The organism is Caulobacter segnis (assembly GCF_031454995.1).
Classification (GTDB): domain Bacteria; phylum Pseudomonadota; class Alphaproteobacteria; order Caulobacterales; family Caulobacteraceae; genus Caulobacter; species Caulobacter segnis_E.
In genome coordinates this window covers 688722-705338 of the sequence record NZ_JAVDRV010000002.1, presented here as the reverse complement: position 1 = coordinate 705338, position 16617 = coordinate 688722, and the positions used below count along the sequence as shown (strand labels likewise).

The 16617-nt window shown below is 67.7% G+C and carries 12 protein-coding genes and 1 pseudogene; 5 read left to right on the top strand and 8 right to left on the bottom strand.

All coding sequences use genetic code 11. From position 1 onward, the window contains the following. Positions 1–10: 10 nt before the first annotated feature. The 8 genes and pseudogenes from J2728_RS09490 to J2728_RS22270 all read right to left on the bottom strand — a co-directional run. A complete protein-coding gene (locus J2728_RS09490) occupies positions 11–649 on the bottom strand; it encodes a chemotaxis protein CheX (protein ID WP_309998608.1) in 639 nt (212 codons plus the stop codon). Continuing rightward, positions 646–1029, bottom strand: a complete 384-nt coding sequence (locus J2728_RS09485) for a response regulator transcription factor (RefSeq protein WP_309998607.1) — start codon at positions 1027–1029, stop codon at positions 646–648. Before J2728_RS09485 ends, J2728_RS09490 begins: the two co-directional genes overlap by 4 nt. A 286-nt stretch (positions 1030–1315) precedes the next feature. After that, positions 1316–3184 (bottom strand): chemotaxis protein CheA, encoded by a 1869-nt coding sequence (locus J2728_RS09480; RefSeq protein ID WP_309998606.1) that lies wholly within the window; start codon positions 3182–3184, stop codon positions 1316–1318. After that, positions 3181–4020 carry a CheR family methyltransferase gene (locus tag J2728_RS09475; protein ID WP_309998604.1) on the bottom strand — a complete coding sequence of 280 codons (840 nt, stop codon included), beginning with the start codon at positions 4018–4020 and terminating at the stop codon, positions 3181–3183. Before J2728_RS09475 ends, J2728_RS09480 begins: the two co-directional genes overlap by 4 nt. Continuing rightward, complete coding sequence (gene cheB / locus J2728_RS09470) at positions 4017–5087, bottom strand: chemotaxis-specific protein-glutamate methyltransferase CheB (protein WP_309998603.1); 1071 nt, start codon at positions 5085–5087, stop codon at positions 4017–4019. Before cheB ends, J2728_RS09475 begins: the two co-directional genes overlap by 4 nt. Then, complete coding sequence (locus J2728_RS09465; protein WP_309998601.1) at positions 5084–6475, bottom strand: chemotaxis protein CheW; 1392 nt, start codon at positions 6473–6475, stop codon at positions 5084–5086. The genes cheB and J2728_RS09465 overlap by 4 nt, the downstream gene beginning before the upstream one ends. A 5-nt stretch (positions 6476–6480) precedes the next feature. Continuing rightward, a complete protein-coding gene (locus J2728_RS22275; protein WP_404979746.1) occupies positions 6481–7620 on the bottom strand; it encodes a methyl-accepting chemotaxis protein in 1140 nt (379 codons plus the stop codon). A gap of 81 nt (positions 7621–7701) precedes the next feature. Continuing rightward, positions 7702–7995: pseudogene (locus tag J2728_RS22270) on the bottom strand (methyl-accepting chemotaxis protein); the annotation flags it as partial. An 830-nt stretch (positions 7996–8825) separates the two neighbouring features. On the opposite strand from J2728_RS22270, the gene kdpA reads away from it, so the two are divergent. From kdpA to J2728_RS09435, 5 genes are read left to right on the top strand one after another with little or no spacing between them, the layout of a single operon-like run. Then, positions 8826–10538: a potassium-transporting ATPase subunit KdpA gene (gene kdpA, locus J2728_RS09455; protein WP_309998599.1), complete on the top strand. Its 1713-nt coding sequence runs from the start codon at positions 8826–8828 to the stop codon at positions 10536–10538. An 11-nt stretch (positions 10539–10549) separates the two neighbouring features. Further along, positions 10550–12610: a potassium-transporting ATPase subunit KdpB gene (gene kdpB, locus J2728_RS09450; RefSeq protein WP_309998598.1), complete on the top strand. Its 2061-nt coding sequence runs from the start codon at positions 10550–10552 to the stop codon at positions 12608–12610. A 27-nt stretch (positions 12611–12637) separates the two neighbouring features. Then, on the top strand, positions 12638–13231 hold the full coding sequence (gene kdpC, locus J2728_RS09445) for a potassium-transporting ATPase subunit KdpC (RefSeq protein WP_309998597.1): 594 nt from the start codon (positions 12638–12640) through the stop codon (positions 13229–13231). Next, positions 13231–15909 carry a DUF4118 domain-containing protein gene (locus J2728_RS09440; protein ID WP_309998595.1) on the top strand — a complete coding sequence of 893 codons (2679 nt, stop codon included), beginning with the start codon at positions 13231–13233 and terminating at the stop codon, positions 15907–15909. Before kdpC ends, J2728_RS09440 begins: the two co-directional genes overlap by 1 nt. 7 nt (positions 15910–15916) lie before the next feature. Then, complete coding sequence (locus J2728_RS09435; protein ID WP_309998593.1) at positions 15917–16606, top strand: response regulator; 690 nt, start codon at positions 15917–15919, stop codon at positions 16604–16606. Positions 16607–16617: the final 11 nt, after the last annotated feature.

The following is a 16617-nucleotide window of genomic DNA, read 5'->3' as shown; positions in this document are numbered from 1 at the left end:
GCCCGGCCATTCAGCCGAGATCGCCAGCGATCCGCTCGATGAAGTCGTTGATCAACGCGCGCAACGCTTGAAGCGACGGCAGGTCCATCAGCATCGCGATATAGCCCCTGATATCGCGGTCATTGATGGCGAAGTTGATATAGAGAAACAGCACCACGCCGCCTTCGGCGTTCTTCTCCGAAAGCGTGAACAGCGTCGAGCCATCGCCCCGCAGGACCTCGGGCAGCGACATGTTCAGGGGCCGCTGGAGCATGTTGGCCATCGTCGCCAGACAGCTGTTCAGGACGACGTTGCCGGTCTCGCCAAGCGCCTCGTTTTCCATTTCCAGCGCTTCTTCGGCGGACAACGCATCACCGGTCACCGCATGAACCAGCGCCATGCTGTTGGCTTCCGGAAAGATCAGCAACGCCCGTCCCGAGAATACGCCCTCGAAGTCCTGACGCACGGCGACGAGCTCGCCATTCTCGCGCTCCCGGATCAACGCGGTCGCGCCCTCGCGCGTGACCAGTTCGACCGCGGGAACGGAAAGCAGCACCTGTTCGCCGACCATCTTGCGCAGACTGCTCGCGGCGCGGCTTACGCCGATATTGACCAGCTCGGTGAGCGCGTCGTGTTCGAGCTCGTCCAAGATGACGGCGTGGGTGCTCATCGACCGGTCTGCCGCAGGCGCAGCGCCGCGCCCGAGATAAAGCCGCGCATGCCCTCTTCGGTGACGGGCTTGGCGATGAAGGTGGCGTTGACCGCGCGCGCCCGGGCGACGATCTCATCCTGCACATTCGCGGTCGCCACGGCGATCGGCATATCGGGGAACCGCGCGCGCAGCTCCTCGGCCAGCTCCAGACCGTCACGGCCGGGCATGTTGAAGTCCAACACCGCCAAATCGATCGACCGATCTTCCAGCAACGCCAGCGCCTCGTCGGCGTTGCCGGCCTCGACCCGCGTCCACTCCGGCTGAAGCGCGGCAAGCGTCTTACCCACCACGATGCGGGCCAGCTTGCTGTCGTCGACGATCAGAACCGTCGCCCCCATTCTCAAATACTCCAGTTCGGCGCCCTTTCCGGACGCAACTATTATAGCTTAGCCCTGCGCTCGAGCGCAGGCTTTAGCAGGTTCGAAAGAAAGCGATCTGTCGGATCCCCGACAATTTCACAGCCAAAAGCGAGGATTGTCTGAACCGCCGCGGCATGTAGGCCCTCGCAGGCTGACACGTCGACCGTGCGTTTCTCCAAGCCCTGCAAGAGCGCGGTCAAACGCTCGGCGTCCTCGACGCGGCAATGGCCTTCTATACGGATGACGTCACCGTCGGGCCTCAGAGTCACGAGATGAGCTCCGCAAGATCAAGAACCATCAGCACGTCGCCATCTTCCAGCAGAGCCGAGCCGGCGACCCCCGGAAGGTTAGCCAGAAGACCGCTCATGGGACGCACGGCGGCATCCATACGACCAACGATCGTATCGACGGAAAAGCCTATCGGCTCTCCCGACACTTGGGCGACGACAACCCGACGGACCGCCTGGTCGTTGGGCGATTTCGGAAGGCCGAGCAGGTCGCTCAGGGCGATGAGCGGCGTCACCTGATCACGGAGCTGGAAAGCTTCGCGGTCGCGCACCGGAACAATCCGGTCGGCATCCACGCGCACCGTCTCTCGCACCTCATTCAGGCGCAGGCCGTAACGCTCGCCGCCGCACGCGACGATCAGAAGCCCGGTGACGACCATGCTGATCGGCAGCGTCAGGCGGACAACAGATCCTTTGCCCGCCACGCTTTCGAATTCAACGCGCCCCCCGACGGCCGTGATCGCGGCGCGCACCGCGTCCATGCCTACGCCTCGTCCCGAAATCTCGCTGACCGTTCGGGCGGTGGAAAAACCCGGCAAGAAGATCAGGTCCAAGGCCTGGCGGTCGTCGAGCGTCTCGGCCGTCGCCTCGTCGATAAGTCCGCGAGCCTTGGCGAGGTCGCGAATTCCGGCGGGATCCACGCCGGCGCCGTCGTCGCGCACCTCCAGGACAACTCTGTCACCCTCGGGCCTGGCGACGAGGCTGAGGACGCCCTTCTCCGGTTTGCCAGCGCCCCGACGGACGTCCGGCGCCTCGATACCGTGGTCGAGGGCGTTGCGAAGGACGTGCAGCAGGGGCTCGAACAGGCCGTCGACGATGTCCTTGTCGATCTCGACGTCGCCGCCAACGCAGGTGAAGTCGACCGCCTTGCCCAATGCGCGAGCCGTCTCGCGAACGAGCCTTGGAAAGCGACCGAACAGAGGCGTGAGCGGCGTCAGGCGAGCTCTGGCGACGGCGCCATGCAAATCCGTCACCAGACGATCCACACGGGCCTGCTGGACGCGCAAGGCTTGCGAGACCGCGCGACCGCCCTCGAGCGCGTCGACCTGGCTCAGCAGCGAGGACATGCCGTTCTTGGCGATAAGCAGGTCGTTGGTGATATCGGCGAGGCGGTCGATGCGGGCGGTCTCGACGCGGATCGTGCGCGTGGACGGTCCCCCATTGGCGCCCCCCTCCTCCGCGCGCTGTTCAATCTCGGCGACAGGGGACAGTTCGATCTGGTCCTTCACCCAACGCAGCGCCGCCTCGACCTCGTGAAGCGGCGCGCCGGAGGTGGCTTGAAAGACCAGGTTGCACTGAAACGGGTCGTAGTCGGCCAAGGGGCCTGGCGCGTCGCGCAGGGAGACCTCAAGGGTCCGCAGGCCAGGCACGGCGGCCATGATCGCGACGGGATCGTCGCCCGCGAAATAGGCGTCGGCCCGCGGAACGTATCGGATCGCCACGCCGTGCTCGCCGGCTTCGCCGCCCGCCGTCTTTTCCCCAAGGCGCGCGGTGAGCCTTTCGCCAATCGTCGCGGCGTCTTCCGGTAACCCGCCGCCCCGCTCGAGGTCGTTCAGCCAACGATCGACCTGGTCAACCACCTCGACAAGCGTGACGAGGGTGTCCGTCGCGATCGACGCGCCTTGCCTAAGGGCCGCGAGTTGATCTTCGGAAGCATGCAGCAAGCGCCCCATGGCGGGCAGATCGAACAGGCCCACGGAGCCCTTCAGCGTATGGATGGCCCGAAAGCAGCTATCCAGCCGCGCTCGATCATCGGGGGCTCGCATAAGCGCGTCGAGATCCTCGCCGGCTTGGGTGGTGAGCTCCCTCCCCTCGATCAGAAAATGCTCAAGCAACTCGTCGGTCATGCCGCCGCCTTCGCCCGCTGGTAGACGATAGCATCCTCGAAGCGCCGCGTGACGAACCGCTCGCTGATCCGATTCATGGACTCCGCGTGCCCCAAACACAGATAGCCGCCGGGCGCGAGGCGATCATACAGATTGTCGACGGCTGTCTGCCGCGACGAGTCGTCGAAGTAGATCAGCATGTTACGACAGAAGATGACGTCGAAAACGCCCAGCCCCGGGGGGCTGGTCTCGTCCATCAGATTGACCTGGCTGAATGTCACGGACTCTCGCAGGTCTTCGATGATCCGCCAGCGATGTTGCTTGGCCGGTTCGAAATAGGCCTGCCTCAGCGCTTCTGGCAAGCGAGCGAGCGCGCGTTGGCCGTAGACCCCAAGTCTCGCGTGCTCAAGCACCTGCGTATCGATATCGGACGCGACGATCTCGACGTTATAGGCGTCGACCATTCGCCAGTTCTCAAGCAACCAGATCGCGATCGAGTAGGCTTCATCGCCCGTCGAACACGGGGCGGACCATATGCGGATCTTGTCGCCAGGCCTCCGCGAAGCGGCGAGGTCGGGCAAGAGCTCGCGGCTCAGACAGGCCAGTTGATGCTCTTCCCGATAAAAATAGGTCTCGTTGACCGTGAAGGCGTTGATCAAAGCCTCGCGCTCACGCAAGTCCGCGCGCATCGCGGCGAAATAGGCCGGGAAGTTCGCGAGCTTCGCGACCTCCATGCGGTCGGCGATCCGGCGCTCGATATAGTACCGCTTTGATTTGCCGAAACGCATACCCGTGTGTCGGTAGAGAAAGTCGCAAAGCGTCTGCAATTGGTGATCGTCCAGGCCGCTCTCCGTCATGACCCGACCAGTTGCATGAGCCGCGCGCTGATGGAGTCGAGCGGCTCGACGTGATCGGCGCCGCCGGCGCGCACCAGCTCTCCCGGCATGCCCCAGACCACGGCCGTCTCCTCGGACTCGGCGATCGTAAGCCCGCCCGCCGCGCGCAAGGCGGTCATCGCCGCCGCGCCGTCGTTGCCCATGCCCGTCATCAACACACCGATCATTTCGCTTGGCGCGACATGGTCCATGGCGCTGGAGACAAGCCGATCAACGCTGGGATGCCAGCGATGCTCGGCGCTGGACGGCGCTGGAAGGGCGACAAGGCCCTCGGCGCGGCGACTGACGATCATGTCCGCGTCGCCGCGCGCGATATAGACGCCGCCTTCGATCCTCGTTGGCTTGACCACCTCGACAACCGGCAAGGCGCACAGTCCATTCAGCCGCGCGGCGAATGAGCCGGTAAAGGTCGCGGGCATGTGCTGAGCGACGAGGATCGGCCACGGGAAGTCCTCCGGCAGGGATGACAGCACCGTGTCCAGCGCTGGCGGCCCTCCGGTCGACACGCCGATCAAGACCAGACCGCCTCCACCCGACGGCGCCGCCCGTCGAACCACCGGTCGCGGAAGGGGTTCCGCGGCGCGGCGTGGCGGTCGCTTCTCGCGCAACCTCTCCAACAGCCGGTGCGCGCGCCTGACCCTCGTCTTGGCCGCCGAGGCGACGACCTCGGCCAGACGGGGTCCGAACGTGTCGACCGACAGAGAAACAGCGCCGTCGGGCTTGGCCAGGAAATCGACCGCGCCCAGCTCAAGGGCGTCCAGCGTGGTTTCCGCGCCCTCGGTCGTCAGCGAGGAGAGCATCACGACGGGACACGGCCGTTCCAGCATGATCCGGTCCAGGCAGGCTAGCCCGTCCATCCGCGGCATCTGAACGTCCAGGGTGACGACGTCCGGTGCGAAGGCGTGAACCCGCTCCAAAGCCTCCATGCCGTCCTTCGCGGTTTCGACCTCGAACCCGGCATCGCGCAGAACACCACCGACAACGCGGCGCATCAGAGCGGAATCGTCGACGACAAGCACCTTGATCACGGGGCGGCGAATCCTCTGGCCATCTCGCGCGCCAGATCCCGTTCGATGGACCGCAGCAACGCCGGAGGATCGATCAAAGAGATCGCCCTTCCTTCGTGCTCGCAAACGCCCTCCAGAAGCGGTTCGATCCGCCTGTCGGCGCCAGGGGGCGAGATATCCCGCGAGCGAACATCGATGACCCCCTCGATGCGGTCGGCGAGCAGGCCGGTCGATGACTGGCCGCTGGACATCACCACAACGCGGGAGGCCCCGGAAGCGCCGCCCGCGGCCAAGCTGCCGCCGACGTTGATGACGGGAAGTAGATCGCCTCGCAGCCTGATCACGCCCTTGAGGTTGGACGGCGCCTTGGGCGGCCTGGCCATTCTAGCCGGCCTTCGGATCACCTGCCTCACCGCCTCCATCGGTAGGCCGTAAAGCGCCTCGCCAAGGGCCAGAACCAGGAAGCGCCTCGGCGACGCGGCGGACGTCGCTGAAGTCGAGGACGCCGGGGGTAGGCTGGCCGTCGCTAGGGCGTCGACATGAGCAACTAGACGCTCTAGCGACAAGACCGACACAACGCCCTTGCCGTCGGGCATTCGCAGAACCGCTCCGATCAGAGCCTCGGCGTCGCCCCGGTTGAACAGGCTCGGCGCTTCAACGATCCGGTCCTCGGCAAGTCGAATAACCGCGTCGATCCGATCGACGACCAGCCCGAAATCACGCCCGCCGGTCCCCACGATGACCAGCCGCTTTTCTCCGGTGGTCGCCAGCAGTCCGAGCAAGGCGCTGGCCGAGATCAGCGGCAGGATCTCGCCCCGGCGCTCGATCGCATCACGTTGAAGGGCTTGGGCGGTCAGGCCCTCCTTTTGGACGTTCGCGACCTCTTTGACAGCCTGCAACGGAAGGCAGAACGCCTGACCCGACACCCGGAAACCCAAGAACGCGCGCGTCAGCGATTGTTCCTGACCGACCCAACCCGTCGAAGCGTTCTGGCCCGTGTTCTGGCCGCGCGCTCGCGCGGTGGATACGAACCGCTCAAGCAAGACCTCGTCGAGGTCGATGCGGCCGCCCCCTTCGTCTTCCAGAATGCGACGTCCATCGTCCTGACGCCGAGCCTCGTCGAGGACCTCTAGGGCCCCCACCTCCTCGACAGCCAGCCCGACCGCCGCGGCGCCCCGCAAGACCACGACGCGCTCCGAGGGGCGTCCCTTCCGGCCCAGCAGATCAGACGCCGATATGATGGGAAGGACGCCGCCCCGATAATGGGCGACGCTCATGAGACACGGCGGCGCATGCGGCGCGCGCGTCATGGCGGGCAGGCGTATGACCTCGGCCACGGTCGCGGCGTCGATCCGCATTTGGGCGCCGCCCGCCCAAACCGTCAGCCCCTGGCGCGAAGGCGCGGCCATCGCGCTCAAGCCTTCGCGGTCTGAAGCTCGTTGGCCAGAAGCGCGATTTCCTCCACCGCGGCGGCGAGATCCTCGGCCGCCTGGGACTGCTGGCGCGCGGCGATCGCGGCCTGGGCCGCGGCGGCGCTGGCTTCTTCCGCCGCGACGGCGATCTGGTTGACACCCGTCAGCACCTGGGAACTGGCCGTCATGATCGCGGCGGCGCCCTTGGCGATCTCGTCGGCGCCATCGCGCAGGCCGACGGCGTCGCGGTCCACGAGCGCCAGGCGCTCTTCGATCGCGCGATTGCGATCGATCTCGAGTTCGCCAACCGCGAGGGCCTGATCCACTTCCCGTCGGACCTTGTTCAACTGAGCCGCGATCCCGGCCACCAGCTCGTTGACGGTTTCGGCGTTCGCCGCGGAATCCCGCGCCAGGGTACGGATATCAGCGGACACCAAGGCGAAGCCCTCGCCGACCTCGCCAGCGCGCGCGGCCTCCACCGCGCCGCTGGTCGCGAGCATCGTCGTCTGCACGGAAATCAGAGCCAAGCCGTCCACGAACTTCTTGATGGTGGCCATCTCGGCTTCCAGGACCTCGATCCTTTGGAGGACCGAGTGCGCGTTGTCGTTCGCGGTCGCCACGCCGCCGACGAGGCGCGTGACCGCGGCCCTGCCTTCCTGGAGCTGTCCCTGCATCACGCCAATGCGTTGGGCGTTCGCGACGGCGTTCGCGGCGGTCAGTTCGGCCGCTTTCTCGATTTCCGTCATGGCGGCGCTAGCCTGTTGGGTCGCGGCCGCTTGAGCTTGGGCGCCGCGGCTGATTTGGTCCAGGGCGATCTGAATCTCGCCGGCCGCGCCCGCCAGCTCCTGAATGGCGGCCGAGAGTTGCTCCGCCGCGGCGGAGGCTTGTTCGGCGATCTTGTCGGCTTGGTCGCCGTTGATCAGCCGCTCGGTAAGCACCTCCAGCGATTGCGCGGCCGTCTCGCTCTCGTCCAGCGCCTGTCCCTGCTGCTGCACCGCGCGCTGCGCCTCGGCCGCGGCGGCGGCCTGCTCCTCGGCGGCGCTGGCGATGCTCTCGGCGCCGCGGCGGGCCTCGTTGGCCGCGCCCACCGCCTCGACAGCCGCGATCAGGATCGCCTGACTGTCCTCGCCCAGGCGCGCCATCTCGATCCGCACCCTGTCTAGCTTGGCGATCGCGCCGGCTCCGGCCTCGGCCTCGGCTTCGGCGTCCGCCGCCGATCGGCGCAAGCTTTCGCCGACGTCCCTAACGCCGTCGGCCACACGGGCAGCGACGGCGGCGATGTCCCGGGACCGCTTTTCGGCGACTTCGGCCAGGGCCCGCACTTCGTCGGCAACGACGGCGAAACCACGTCCATGGTCCCCCACCCGCGTGGCCTCGATCGCGGCGTTCAGGGCCAGGAGGTTGGTTTGATCGGCGAGATCGGCGACGCTTCCGGTAATCTCGCCAATCCGTTCGACCTGGGCTTCCAGCGCGGCCGCCGTCTGGGTGCTTGTCGCTTGTCGGCGAGCATTTCCCATGACCGCTTTCACGGACGCATTGATGGCCGCTCCGGACTCGGTCAGCAGAATCTGAAGAGCGTCCGCGCGCTGCCGCGACATCTCCGCCTGTTCGCGAGATTGGGCGAAAGCTCCAGTCATGGCGGTGATCGCGGCCAGGGATTCGTGGGCCGCGCCGGCCGCCTCCTCGGCGCCGGCCGCGATCTCGGCCAGCGAGCCCCGTAGTTCATCGACAGCGCCCGCCGCCTCGGTAAGACCGCTACTCAGCTCGGCGGCGGCCGAGCCAATCCGTTCGGAGGCGTTTTCACGCCGGGAAGCGGACGCCCGCGCGGCCTGCCGCTTCGCTGGCGGCGCTTCGGGCGTGCTTTTCGCCTGGATCGCTCTCGATTTGGATCGGCCAGCCAAAGTTGTCGTTTTCACAAGCGCCATGGCCATGCCCCTCGTCTGCGGTCGCTTCGCGATCGACCAGCCGATGGCACGGCGTGAGCGCGACGGCCAGCACATTCGACAAGAGCCGCTTGCGTGGCTGGCGCAAGGTCCGGTTCTCAAGTTCCAAGGGCGCCGGTCCCCCGGTCTTTATGCGGCCCTTATGCCGCCCGCCCGCTTCCACATCGAGCCCTTACGCGGCTTCGTGGTCACTGACCTCCAACACCAAAGGAGGCCGTGATGGCTGATCTTCTCCATGGGGCGCTGGCGCTTGGCCTGTTCGCCCTGTTTAGCGCGTTCGTCGCCGCGCTGAGGCGCGTCTGACGATGTTCGTGAACATCCTGTGGAGCGCCGGCGCGATCGTGATCGCCGGCTACATGGTCGCGGCGATGCTGCGACCCGACAAGTTCTGACGGACCATTTCCATGACATGGCAAGGATGGGCGGAGATCGCCCTGACCCTCGGCCTAGCGGTCGCCATCGGCTGGCCGCTAGGCGTTTATCTTTCGCGCGTCTGGAACGGCGAGAAGACCTTCCTCGACCCCGTGATGCGGCCCGTCGAGGGCCTGTTCTACAAGGCCTGTGGCGTTGATCCCAAGAAGAGCCAGAGCTGGCACGCCTACGCCCTGGCCCTGCTGGCCTTCAACCTGGTCGGCTTCTTCTTCGTCTACGCGGTGCTACGCCTGCAGGGCATTCTGCCGCTGAACCCGCAGGGCTTCCCGGGCCTGTCGAGCCATCTGTCGTTCAACACGGCGATCAGCTTCGTCACCAACACCAACTGGCAGAGCTACGCGGGCGAAAGCACGATGTCGACGCTCAGCCAAATGCTGGTGCTGACGGTGCAGAACTTCGTCTCGGCCGCCACCGGCGCGACCGTCGCGGCCGCCCTGGCGCGCGCCTTCGTCGCCAATCGCGGAGAGGGCGTCGGCAACTTCTGGGCTGACCTGATCCGCACGACGCTCTACCTGCTGCTGCCGCTAGCTTTCGTGGTCGCGGTCGTTCTCGTCGCCCTGGGCCTGCCCCAGACCCTGGCCGCCGGCGTCACCGCCCACACGCTGGAAGGCGCCGACCAGAAGATCTCGCTCTACGCCGTGGCCTCGCAGGAGGCGATCAAGATGCTGGGCATCAACGGCGGCGGGATCTTCAACGCCAACTCGGCCCACCCGTTCGAGAACCCGACGCCGCTGACCAACCTGATCACGGCCATCTCGATCAACACCCTGGGCTGGGCGGCCTTCTTCGCCTTCGGCCGCATGGTGCTGGCCAAGAAGGACGTGCGCGCGTTGATCATCGCCGCCTTCGTGCTGTTGTTCGCCGGCGCGGCCGGCGTCTACGCGACCGAGACTCAAGGACCGCCGGCCCAGGTGGCCGCCAAGGTCGACGCGTCGGTGAACATGGAGGGCAAGGAGGTCCGCTTCGGCGCGCCGGCTACGGCCGCCTGGGTCGCCATGACCACCGGCGCCTCCAATGGCTCGGTCAACGGAATGCACTCCAGCCTGATGCCCCTGGGCGGCGGGATCGCGATGTTCCTGATGCAACTGGGCGAGATCCTGCCCGGCGGCATCGGCTCGGGCGTCGCCATCATGGTCGTCATGGCCCTGCTGTCGGTGTTCGTCGCCGGCCTGATGGTCGGCCGCACGCCCGAGTACCTGGGCAAGAAGGTCGAGGCCCGCGAGATCCAGTTCTCGATCCTGGCGGTGGTGATCATCCCGCTGTCGATGCTGGGTTTCTCCGGGATCGCCGCCGTCCTGCCCGAAGCGCTGAAGGGCCTGATGCACAGCGGCCCACACGGCCTGTCGGAGATCCTCTACGCCTACGTCTCGGGCACGGCCAACAACGGCTCGGCCTTCGCGGGCCTCACCGCCAACGCGCCCTGGTGGAACGTGACGCTGGGGATCGCCATGGCCCTGGGCCGCTTCCTGCCGATCGTCGCGGTGCTGGCCATCGCCGGCAGCCTGGTAGCCAAGCCCAAGCTCGCGCCCACGGCCGGCACCTTGCCGACCGACGGCGGTCTCTTCATCGGCCTCCTGATCGGGGTGATCCTGATCCTGGGCGGCCTGCAATTCTTCCCCGCGATGGCGCTGGGACCGATCGTCGAGCACTTCCAAGCGCTCGGCGCGGTCGCGGCCCTCCGCTGAGTGGTGATCCCATGAGTTCGATCGATATCCATGCCGGCGAGGGCCGACGCGCCCTGGCCGGTGGTCTCTCCGGAGCGGTCCTGGCCCGCGCGGCCAAGGACGCCTTCCTCAAGCTCGATCCGCGCAAGCTGACCGGCAATCCGGTGATCTTCGCCACCTGGCTGGTGGCCCTGTTGTCGACCGTCTCGGCGGTCGCGGCGGTGGCCACGCATCAGGCGGCGGGTTTCGCCATCCAGATCGCGGTCTGGCTGTGGACCACGGTGCTGTTCGCCAACCTCGCCGAAAGCGTCGCCGAAGGCCGCGGCAAGGCGGCCGCCGACAGCCTGCGCGCCACGCGGGTGACGACCAAGGCCAAGCTGCTCGTCGACCCGAAGACCGGGACCTGGATCCCGACTCCGGCCCACAAGCTGGGCGTCGGCGAGGTGATCCTGGTCGAGGCGGGCGACGTGATTCCGACCGATGGGGAAATCATCGAGGGCATGGCCAGCGTCAACGAGGCGGCCATCACCGGCGAGAGCGCCCCCGTCATCCGCGAAAGCGGCGGCGACCGCTCGGCCGTGACCGGCGGCACGACCGTGGTCTCCGACTGGATCAAGGTGCGCGTGACGGCCGAGGCCGGCTCGACCTTCCTTGATCGGATGATCGCCATGGTCGAGGGCGCCGACCGCCGCAAGACGCCGAACGAGATCGCCCTGGCCGTGCTGCTGGCGGGCCTGACCTTGATCTTCCTGATCGCGGTCGTGACCTTGCTGGGCCTGGGCAAGTTCTCGGGCGTGGCGCTGGATCCTCTGGTGCTGGGCGCGCTGTTCATCACGCTTATTCCGACGACCATTGGCGGACTCTTGTCCGCGGTCGGTATCGCCGGCATGGACCGTCTGCTGAAGGTCAACGTCCTGGCGACCTCGGGCCGCGCGGTCGAGGCCGCCGGCGACGTCGACACCCTCCTGCTGGACAAGACCGGCACCATCACCTTCGGCAACCGCATGGCCACCGAAGTCATCCCGGCCCCGGGCGTGCGTCCGGACACCGCGATGAGAGCGGCCCTGATGGCTTCTCTCGCGGACGAGACGCCGGAAGGTCGTTCGATCGTGGAGCTGGCTCGTAACGCCGGCCTGACCGTGGAGCCGCCCGAAGGCGCGACTTCGATCCCGTTCACCGCCCAGACCCGCCAGTCCGGCCTGGACCACGGCGGCCGTAGCTGGCGCAAGGGCGCGGTGGACGCCGTCTACCGCTCGCTGGCGCTGGAGCCCAAAAGCATCCCGGTCGAGTTGACGGCCGCCGTCGATCGTATCGCACGCTCGGGCGGCACGCCGCTGGCGGTCAGCGAGGACGGTGTCTTGGTTGGCGTCATCCACCTGAAGGACGTCGTCAAACCCGGCGTGAAGGAGCGCTTCGCCGACCTTCGCCGCATGGGCCTGCGCACGGTGATGATCACCGGCGACAATCCGGTGACCGCCGCGGCGATCGCTTCGGAAGCTGGCGTCGACGACTTCCTGGCCGAGGCCACGCCCGAGGACAAGCTGCGGCTTATCCGGGAAGAGCAAGGCAAAGGTCGCCTGGTGGCCATGTGCGGCGACGGCGCCAACGACGCGCCCGCGCTCGCCCAGGCCGATGTCGGCGTCGCCATGCAGACCGGCGCCCAGGCCGCGCGCGAGGCCGGCAACATGGTCGACCTCGACAGCGACCCGACCAAGGTCATCGAGATCGTCGAGGTCGGCAAACAGATGCTGATCACCCGCGGCGCGCTGACGACCTTCTCGATCGCCAACGACGTGGCCAAGTACTTCGCCATCATCCCGGCGATGTTCGTGGTCTCACTGCCGGCCCTGGGCGCGCTGAACGTGATGAAGCTGCACAGCCCGCAGAGCGCCATCCTGTCGGCGGTGATCTTCAACGCCCTGGTGATCATCGCCCTGATCCCGCTGGCCCTGAAGGGCGTGAAGTATCGCGCCGTCGGCGCCGGCAAGCTGCTGTCGCGCAACCTGACCGTCTACGGGCTGGGCGGCCTGATCGCGCCGTTCGTCGGCATCAAGCTGATCGACCTCGTGGTCTCGGCCCTGGGTCTGGCGTAAACACGAGTCCTCGGAGAGTCATCCGTCATGCTTTCGCATCTTCGTCCGGCCCTGGTTTCGATGGGCCTGTTCACCGCTTTGCTGGGCCTGGCCTATCCGCTGGCCGTCAACGGCGTCGCCCAGGCGGCGTTCCCGTCCCAGGCCAACGGCAGCCTGGTCCGCGACAGCGGCGGCCGTGTCATCGGCTCGGCCCTGATCGGCCAGGCCTTCGCCAAGCCCGAATACTTCCACAGCCGTCCCTCGGCGGCCGGCAACGGCTACGACGCCGCGGCGTCCAGCGGCTCCAACATGGGCCCGCTGAACGACAAGCTGATCGCGCGGGAAAAGACCGACGCGTCGGCTCTGCGGGCCGAGAACCCCGGCGCGGCGATCCCCGCCGACGCGGTCACCACCTCGGCCTCGGGCCTGGATCCGGACATTTCGCCGGCCAACGCCCGCTTCCAGGCGCCGCGGATCGCCAAGGCGCGAGGCGTTCCTGAGAACGAGGTCACGACGCTGATCGATCGTCAGATCCAGCAGCCCCTGCTGGGCTTCATCGGCCAGCCCCGAGTCAATGTCCTGGCGCTCAACCGGGCGCTCGACGCCCGCTTTCCGCCAATCGCTGGCAAGAAAGGCGGCTAGTGCCGGCTGACGAACCGAAAAGACCCGACCCCGAGGCGCTTCTGGCCGCCGCCAACAAGGCGCGCCGGGGGCGCCTCAAGGTGTTTCTCGGCATGGCGCCGGGCGTGGGCAAGACCTACGAGATGCTGCGCGCCGCCCGCCGTCGCAAGGCCGAGGGCGCGGACGTCCTGATCGGCGTCGTCGAGACCCACGGCCGTCGCGAGACCGAAAGCCTGCTGCGGGGCATGGAGGTCCTGCCCCGCAGGCCGATCGAGCATCGCGGCCGTGTCCAGATGGAGTTCGACATCGACACGGCCTTGGCGCGCAAGCCCAAGATCCTGCTGGTCGACGAGTACGCCCACTCCAACGCCATCGGCTCACGCCATCCCAAGCGCTGGCAGGACGTCGAGGAGCTGCTGGCCGCCGGCGTCGATGTCTGGACCACGCTCAACGTCCAGCACCTGGAAAGCCTGGTCGACGTCGTCCAGCGCATCACCGGCGTGCGCCAGCGCGAGACTGTCCCCGACAGCGCCCTCTCCCGCGCCGACGACATCGAGCTGGTGGACATCACCCCCGGCGAGCTGCGTGAGCGGATGGCGGCGGGCAAGGTCTATGTACCCGAGACAGCCCGCCTGGCGGCCGACAACTTCTTCAAGGTGGAGAACCTCACCGCGCTGCGCGAGCTGGCCCTGCGCCGAGCCGCCCAGACGGTCGACGACCAATTGGTCGCCACGATGCGGGAGAAGGGCGTCGAGGGGCCGTGGGCGGCGGGCGAGCGAATCCTGGTCCTGGTCAGCGGCGACGCCATGGCCGCCAGTCTGGTGCGAGCCGGACGACGTCTGTCGGACATGATGATGGACGCGCCCTGGACCGTCGCCCACGTCGAGCGCACCGACCGGCCGCTGGCCAAGGATGGCGACGCGACGCGGCTGCGGGAGGCCTACCGTCTGGCCGAGCAGCTGGGCGGCGCGACGGTAGGCCTGACCGGCGGTGACATCGTCGACACGGTGATGGCCTACGCACGGCGTCACAACGTCACCCAGATCGTGATCGGCAAATCGGTCGAGAGCCGCTGGCGCGAGCTTCTGGGGCGGTCCTTGGCCACGGCCCTTCTGCGCGAAGCGCGAGGCGCGGCGGTCCACGTCGTCACCGAGGCCGCCCACGAGCCGCAACCGAAGCCCCCGACGGCGCTCGGCCTGGGGCGATGGCGGGGCTATGCGGTCGGCGCGTTGTTCATCGCCGTCGCCACCCTCGCGGCCTGGGGCCTGGACGTCACGTTCGACCGCGTCGATCTGGGAATGATCTTCCTGGCGGCGGTTCTCGCCGCCGGCGTGCTGCACGGCCTGCGGCCCGCCCTGGCTGCGGCGACCGTCGCGTTCGTCGTCTATAATTACCTGTTCCTCGAGCCGCGCTACAGCCTGGCGGTCGGCGCCCCGACCGACTTCATCACGCTCGTGGTGTTCTGGGCCGTGGCCCTGGCCTCGGGTGGCCTGGCCGGGCGGGTTCGCGATCAGGCGCTGGGCTCTCAACGGCGCGCCGCCGCCGTCACGACCCTGCTGGCGGCTAGTCGCACCTTGTCGGCGGCCACGGGGCGCGACGCCGTCGCCCGCGCCCTCGCCGAGCAAGTCTCGGCCGCGGCTGGCGGACGTTCCTTGGTCCTGTTGCCCCAGGGAGAGGAGATCGCGCCGGCCTTCGGCTCTCCCAGTCTGGAGGCGCTCGACGCCGCCCAGATGGCCGCCGCGCGCTGGGCCTGGGAGAAGGGCGAACCCGCCGGCTTCGGCACGGGCACCTTACCGCAAGCGCGCTGGACATTCTGGCCGCTGGATGGCGTGCGCGCGCGAACCGGCGTGGCCGGCGTCGAGGCCGGAGCCGCGCCTCCTGGCTCGGACCATGAGCGCCTGGTGCTGGCGCTGCTGGAGCAAGGCGCGGTTGCGTTGGAGCGCTCGCAGCTGGCGTCCGAGGCGGTTGAGGCGGAAACCCTGCGCCGCGCCGACCGCTTCCGGTCCGCGCTGATGAATTCGGTGAGCCACGACCTGCGCACGCCGCTATCGACGGTGCTCGGCGCCTCGACCACGCTGATCGACTATGGGGACAAGCTGACCAAGGCGGTGCGCGAAGACCTCGTGGTCAGCATCCGCGAAGAGGCCGAGCGCTTGAACCGCTACGTCGCCAACTTGCTCGATATGACCCGTATCGAGGGCGGCGCCCTTCGGTTGCGCACCGATTGGATCGATGTGCGCGACGTCCTGAACGCCGCCGCCGATCGCGTGTCCCGGCGCCTGGGCGGTCGCGAGCTGACCCGCGACTATCCGCGCGAGCTGTCTCTGGTCCAGGCCGACGCCAGTCTCCTGGAACAGGTGGTTGTCAACGTGCTGGAAAACGCCATCGCCTACAGCCCCCCCGAGGCGCGCATCGAGATGGCGGCCTACGAGGATCGCTCGAACGTCGTGATCAGCATCGAGGACGAGGGGCGCGGCATCCCGACCTCAGAGCTGGAGCGCGTCTTCGACAAGTTCCGCCGCATGGAGGAGCCCAGCGACCGCAGCCAAGGCGCGGGCTTGGGGCTCTCCATCGCCAAGGGCTTCATCGACGCGCTGGGCGGGCGCATCGCGGCCGCCAGCCCGATCCACGACGGCAAGGGGACCCGCATCCTGATCAGCCTGCCCAAGGGCGTCGAAACGCCTCACCATCTGCTATGACGGCCGCATGAGCGCGCTTCGCCACCGCATCCTCGTCATCGACGACGAGCCGCAGATTCACCGGTTTCTGGGCCCCGCCCTGGACGCGGCAGGCTACGAGGCCTTGCGCGCCGACAGCGGTCAGGAAGGCTTGCGCGGCATCGCGCTGTGGTCTCCCGACGCCGTGGTGCTGGACCTTGGCCTACCCGACATGGACGGCAAGGACGTGCTGGAAAAGGCGCGGGCCTTCTACGAGGGGCCAATCTTGATTCTGTCGGCCCGCGACCGCGAGGTCGAGAAGATCGAGGCCTTGGATCGGGGCGCCAACGACTATGTCGAAAAGCCGTTCGGCGTCGGCGAACTCCTGGCGCGGCTGCGCGTGGCGCTACGTCAATCCTCGGCGCCGCGTCGACCGACCGGCCCGCTATCGTTCGGCGAGGTCGTGATCGACCTCGACCGGCGCCTGGTGACCAAGAGCGGCGCGCCCGTGAAGCTCTCGCCCAAGGAATTCGAGCTCCTCGCCCGCCTGGCCCTGTCGCCGGGAAAGGTTCTGACCCACAAGGAGCTGCTGGTCGGCGTCTGGGGCGCGGCCCATGCCGACGACACCCAGTACCTGAGGGTTTTCGTGGGCCAGCTACGGCAGAAGCTGGAGGATGATCCCGGCAATCCGGCGCTCATCCTGACGGAGCCAAGTGTCGGATATCGACTTCGAGACTAGGCCGATGGCCA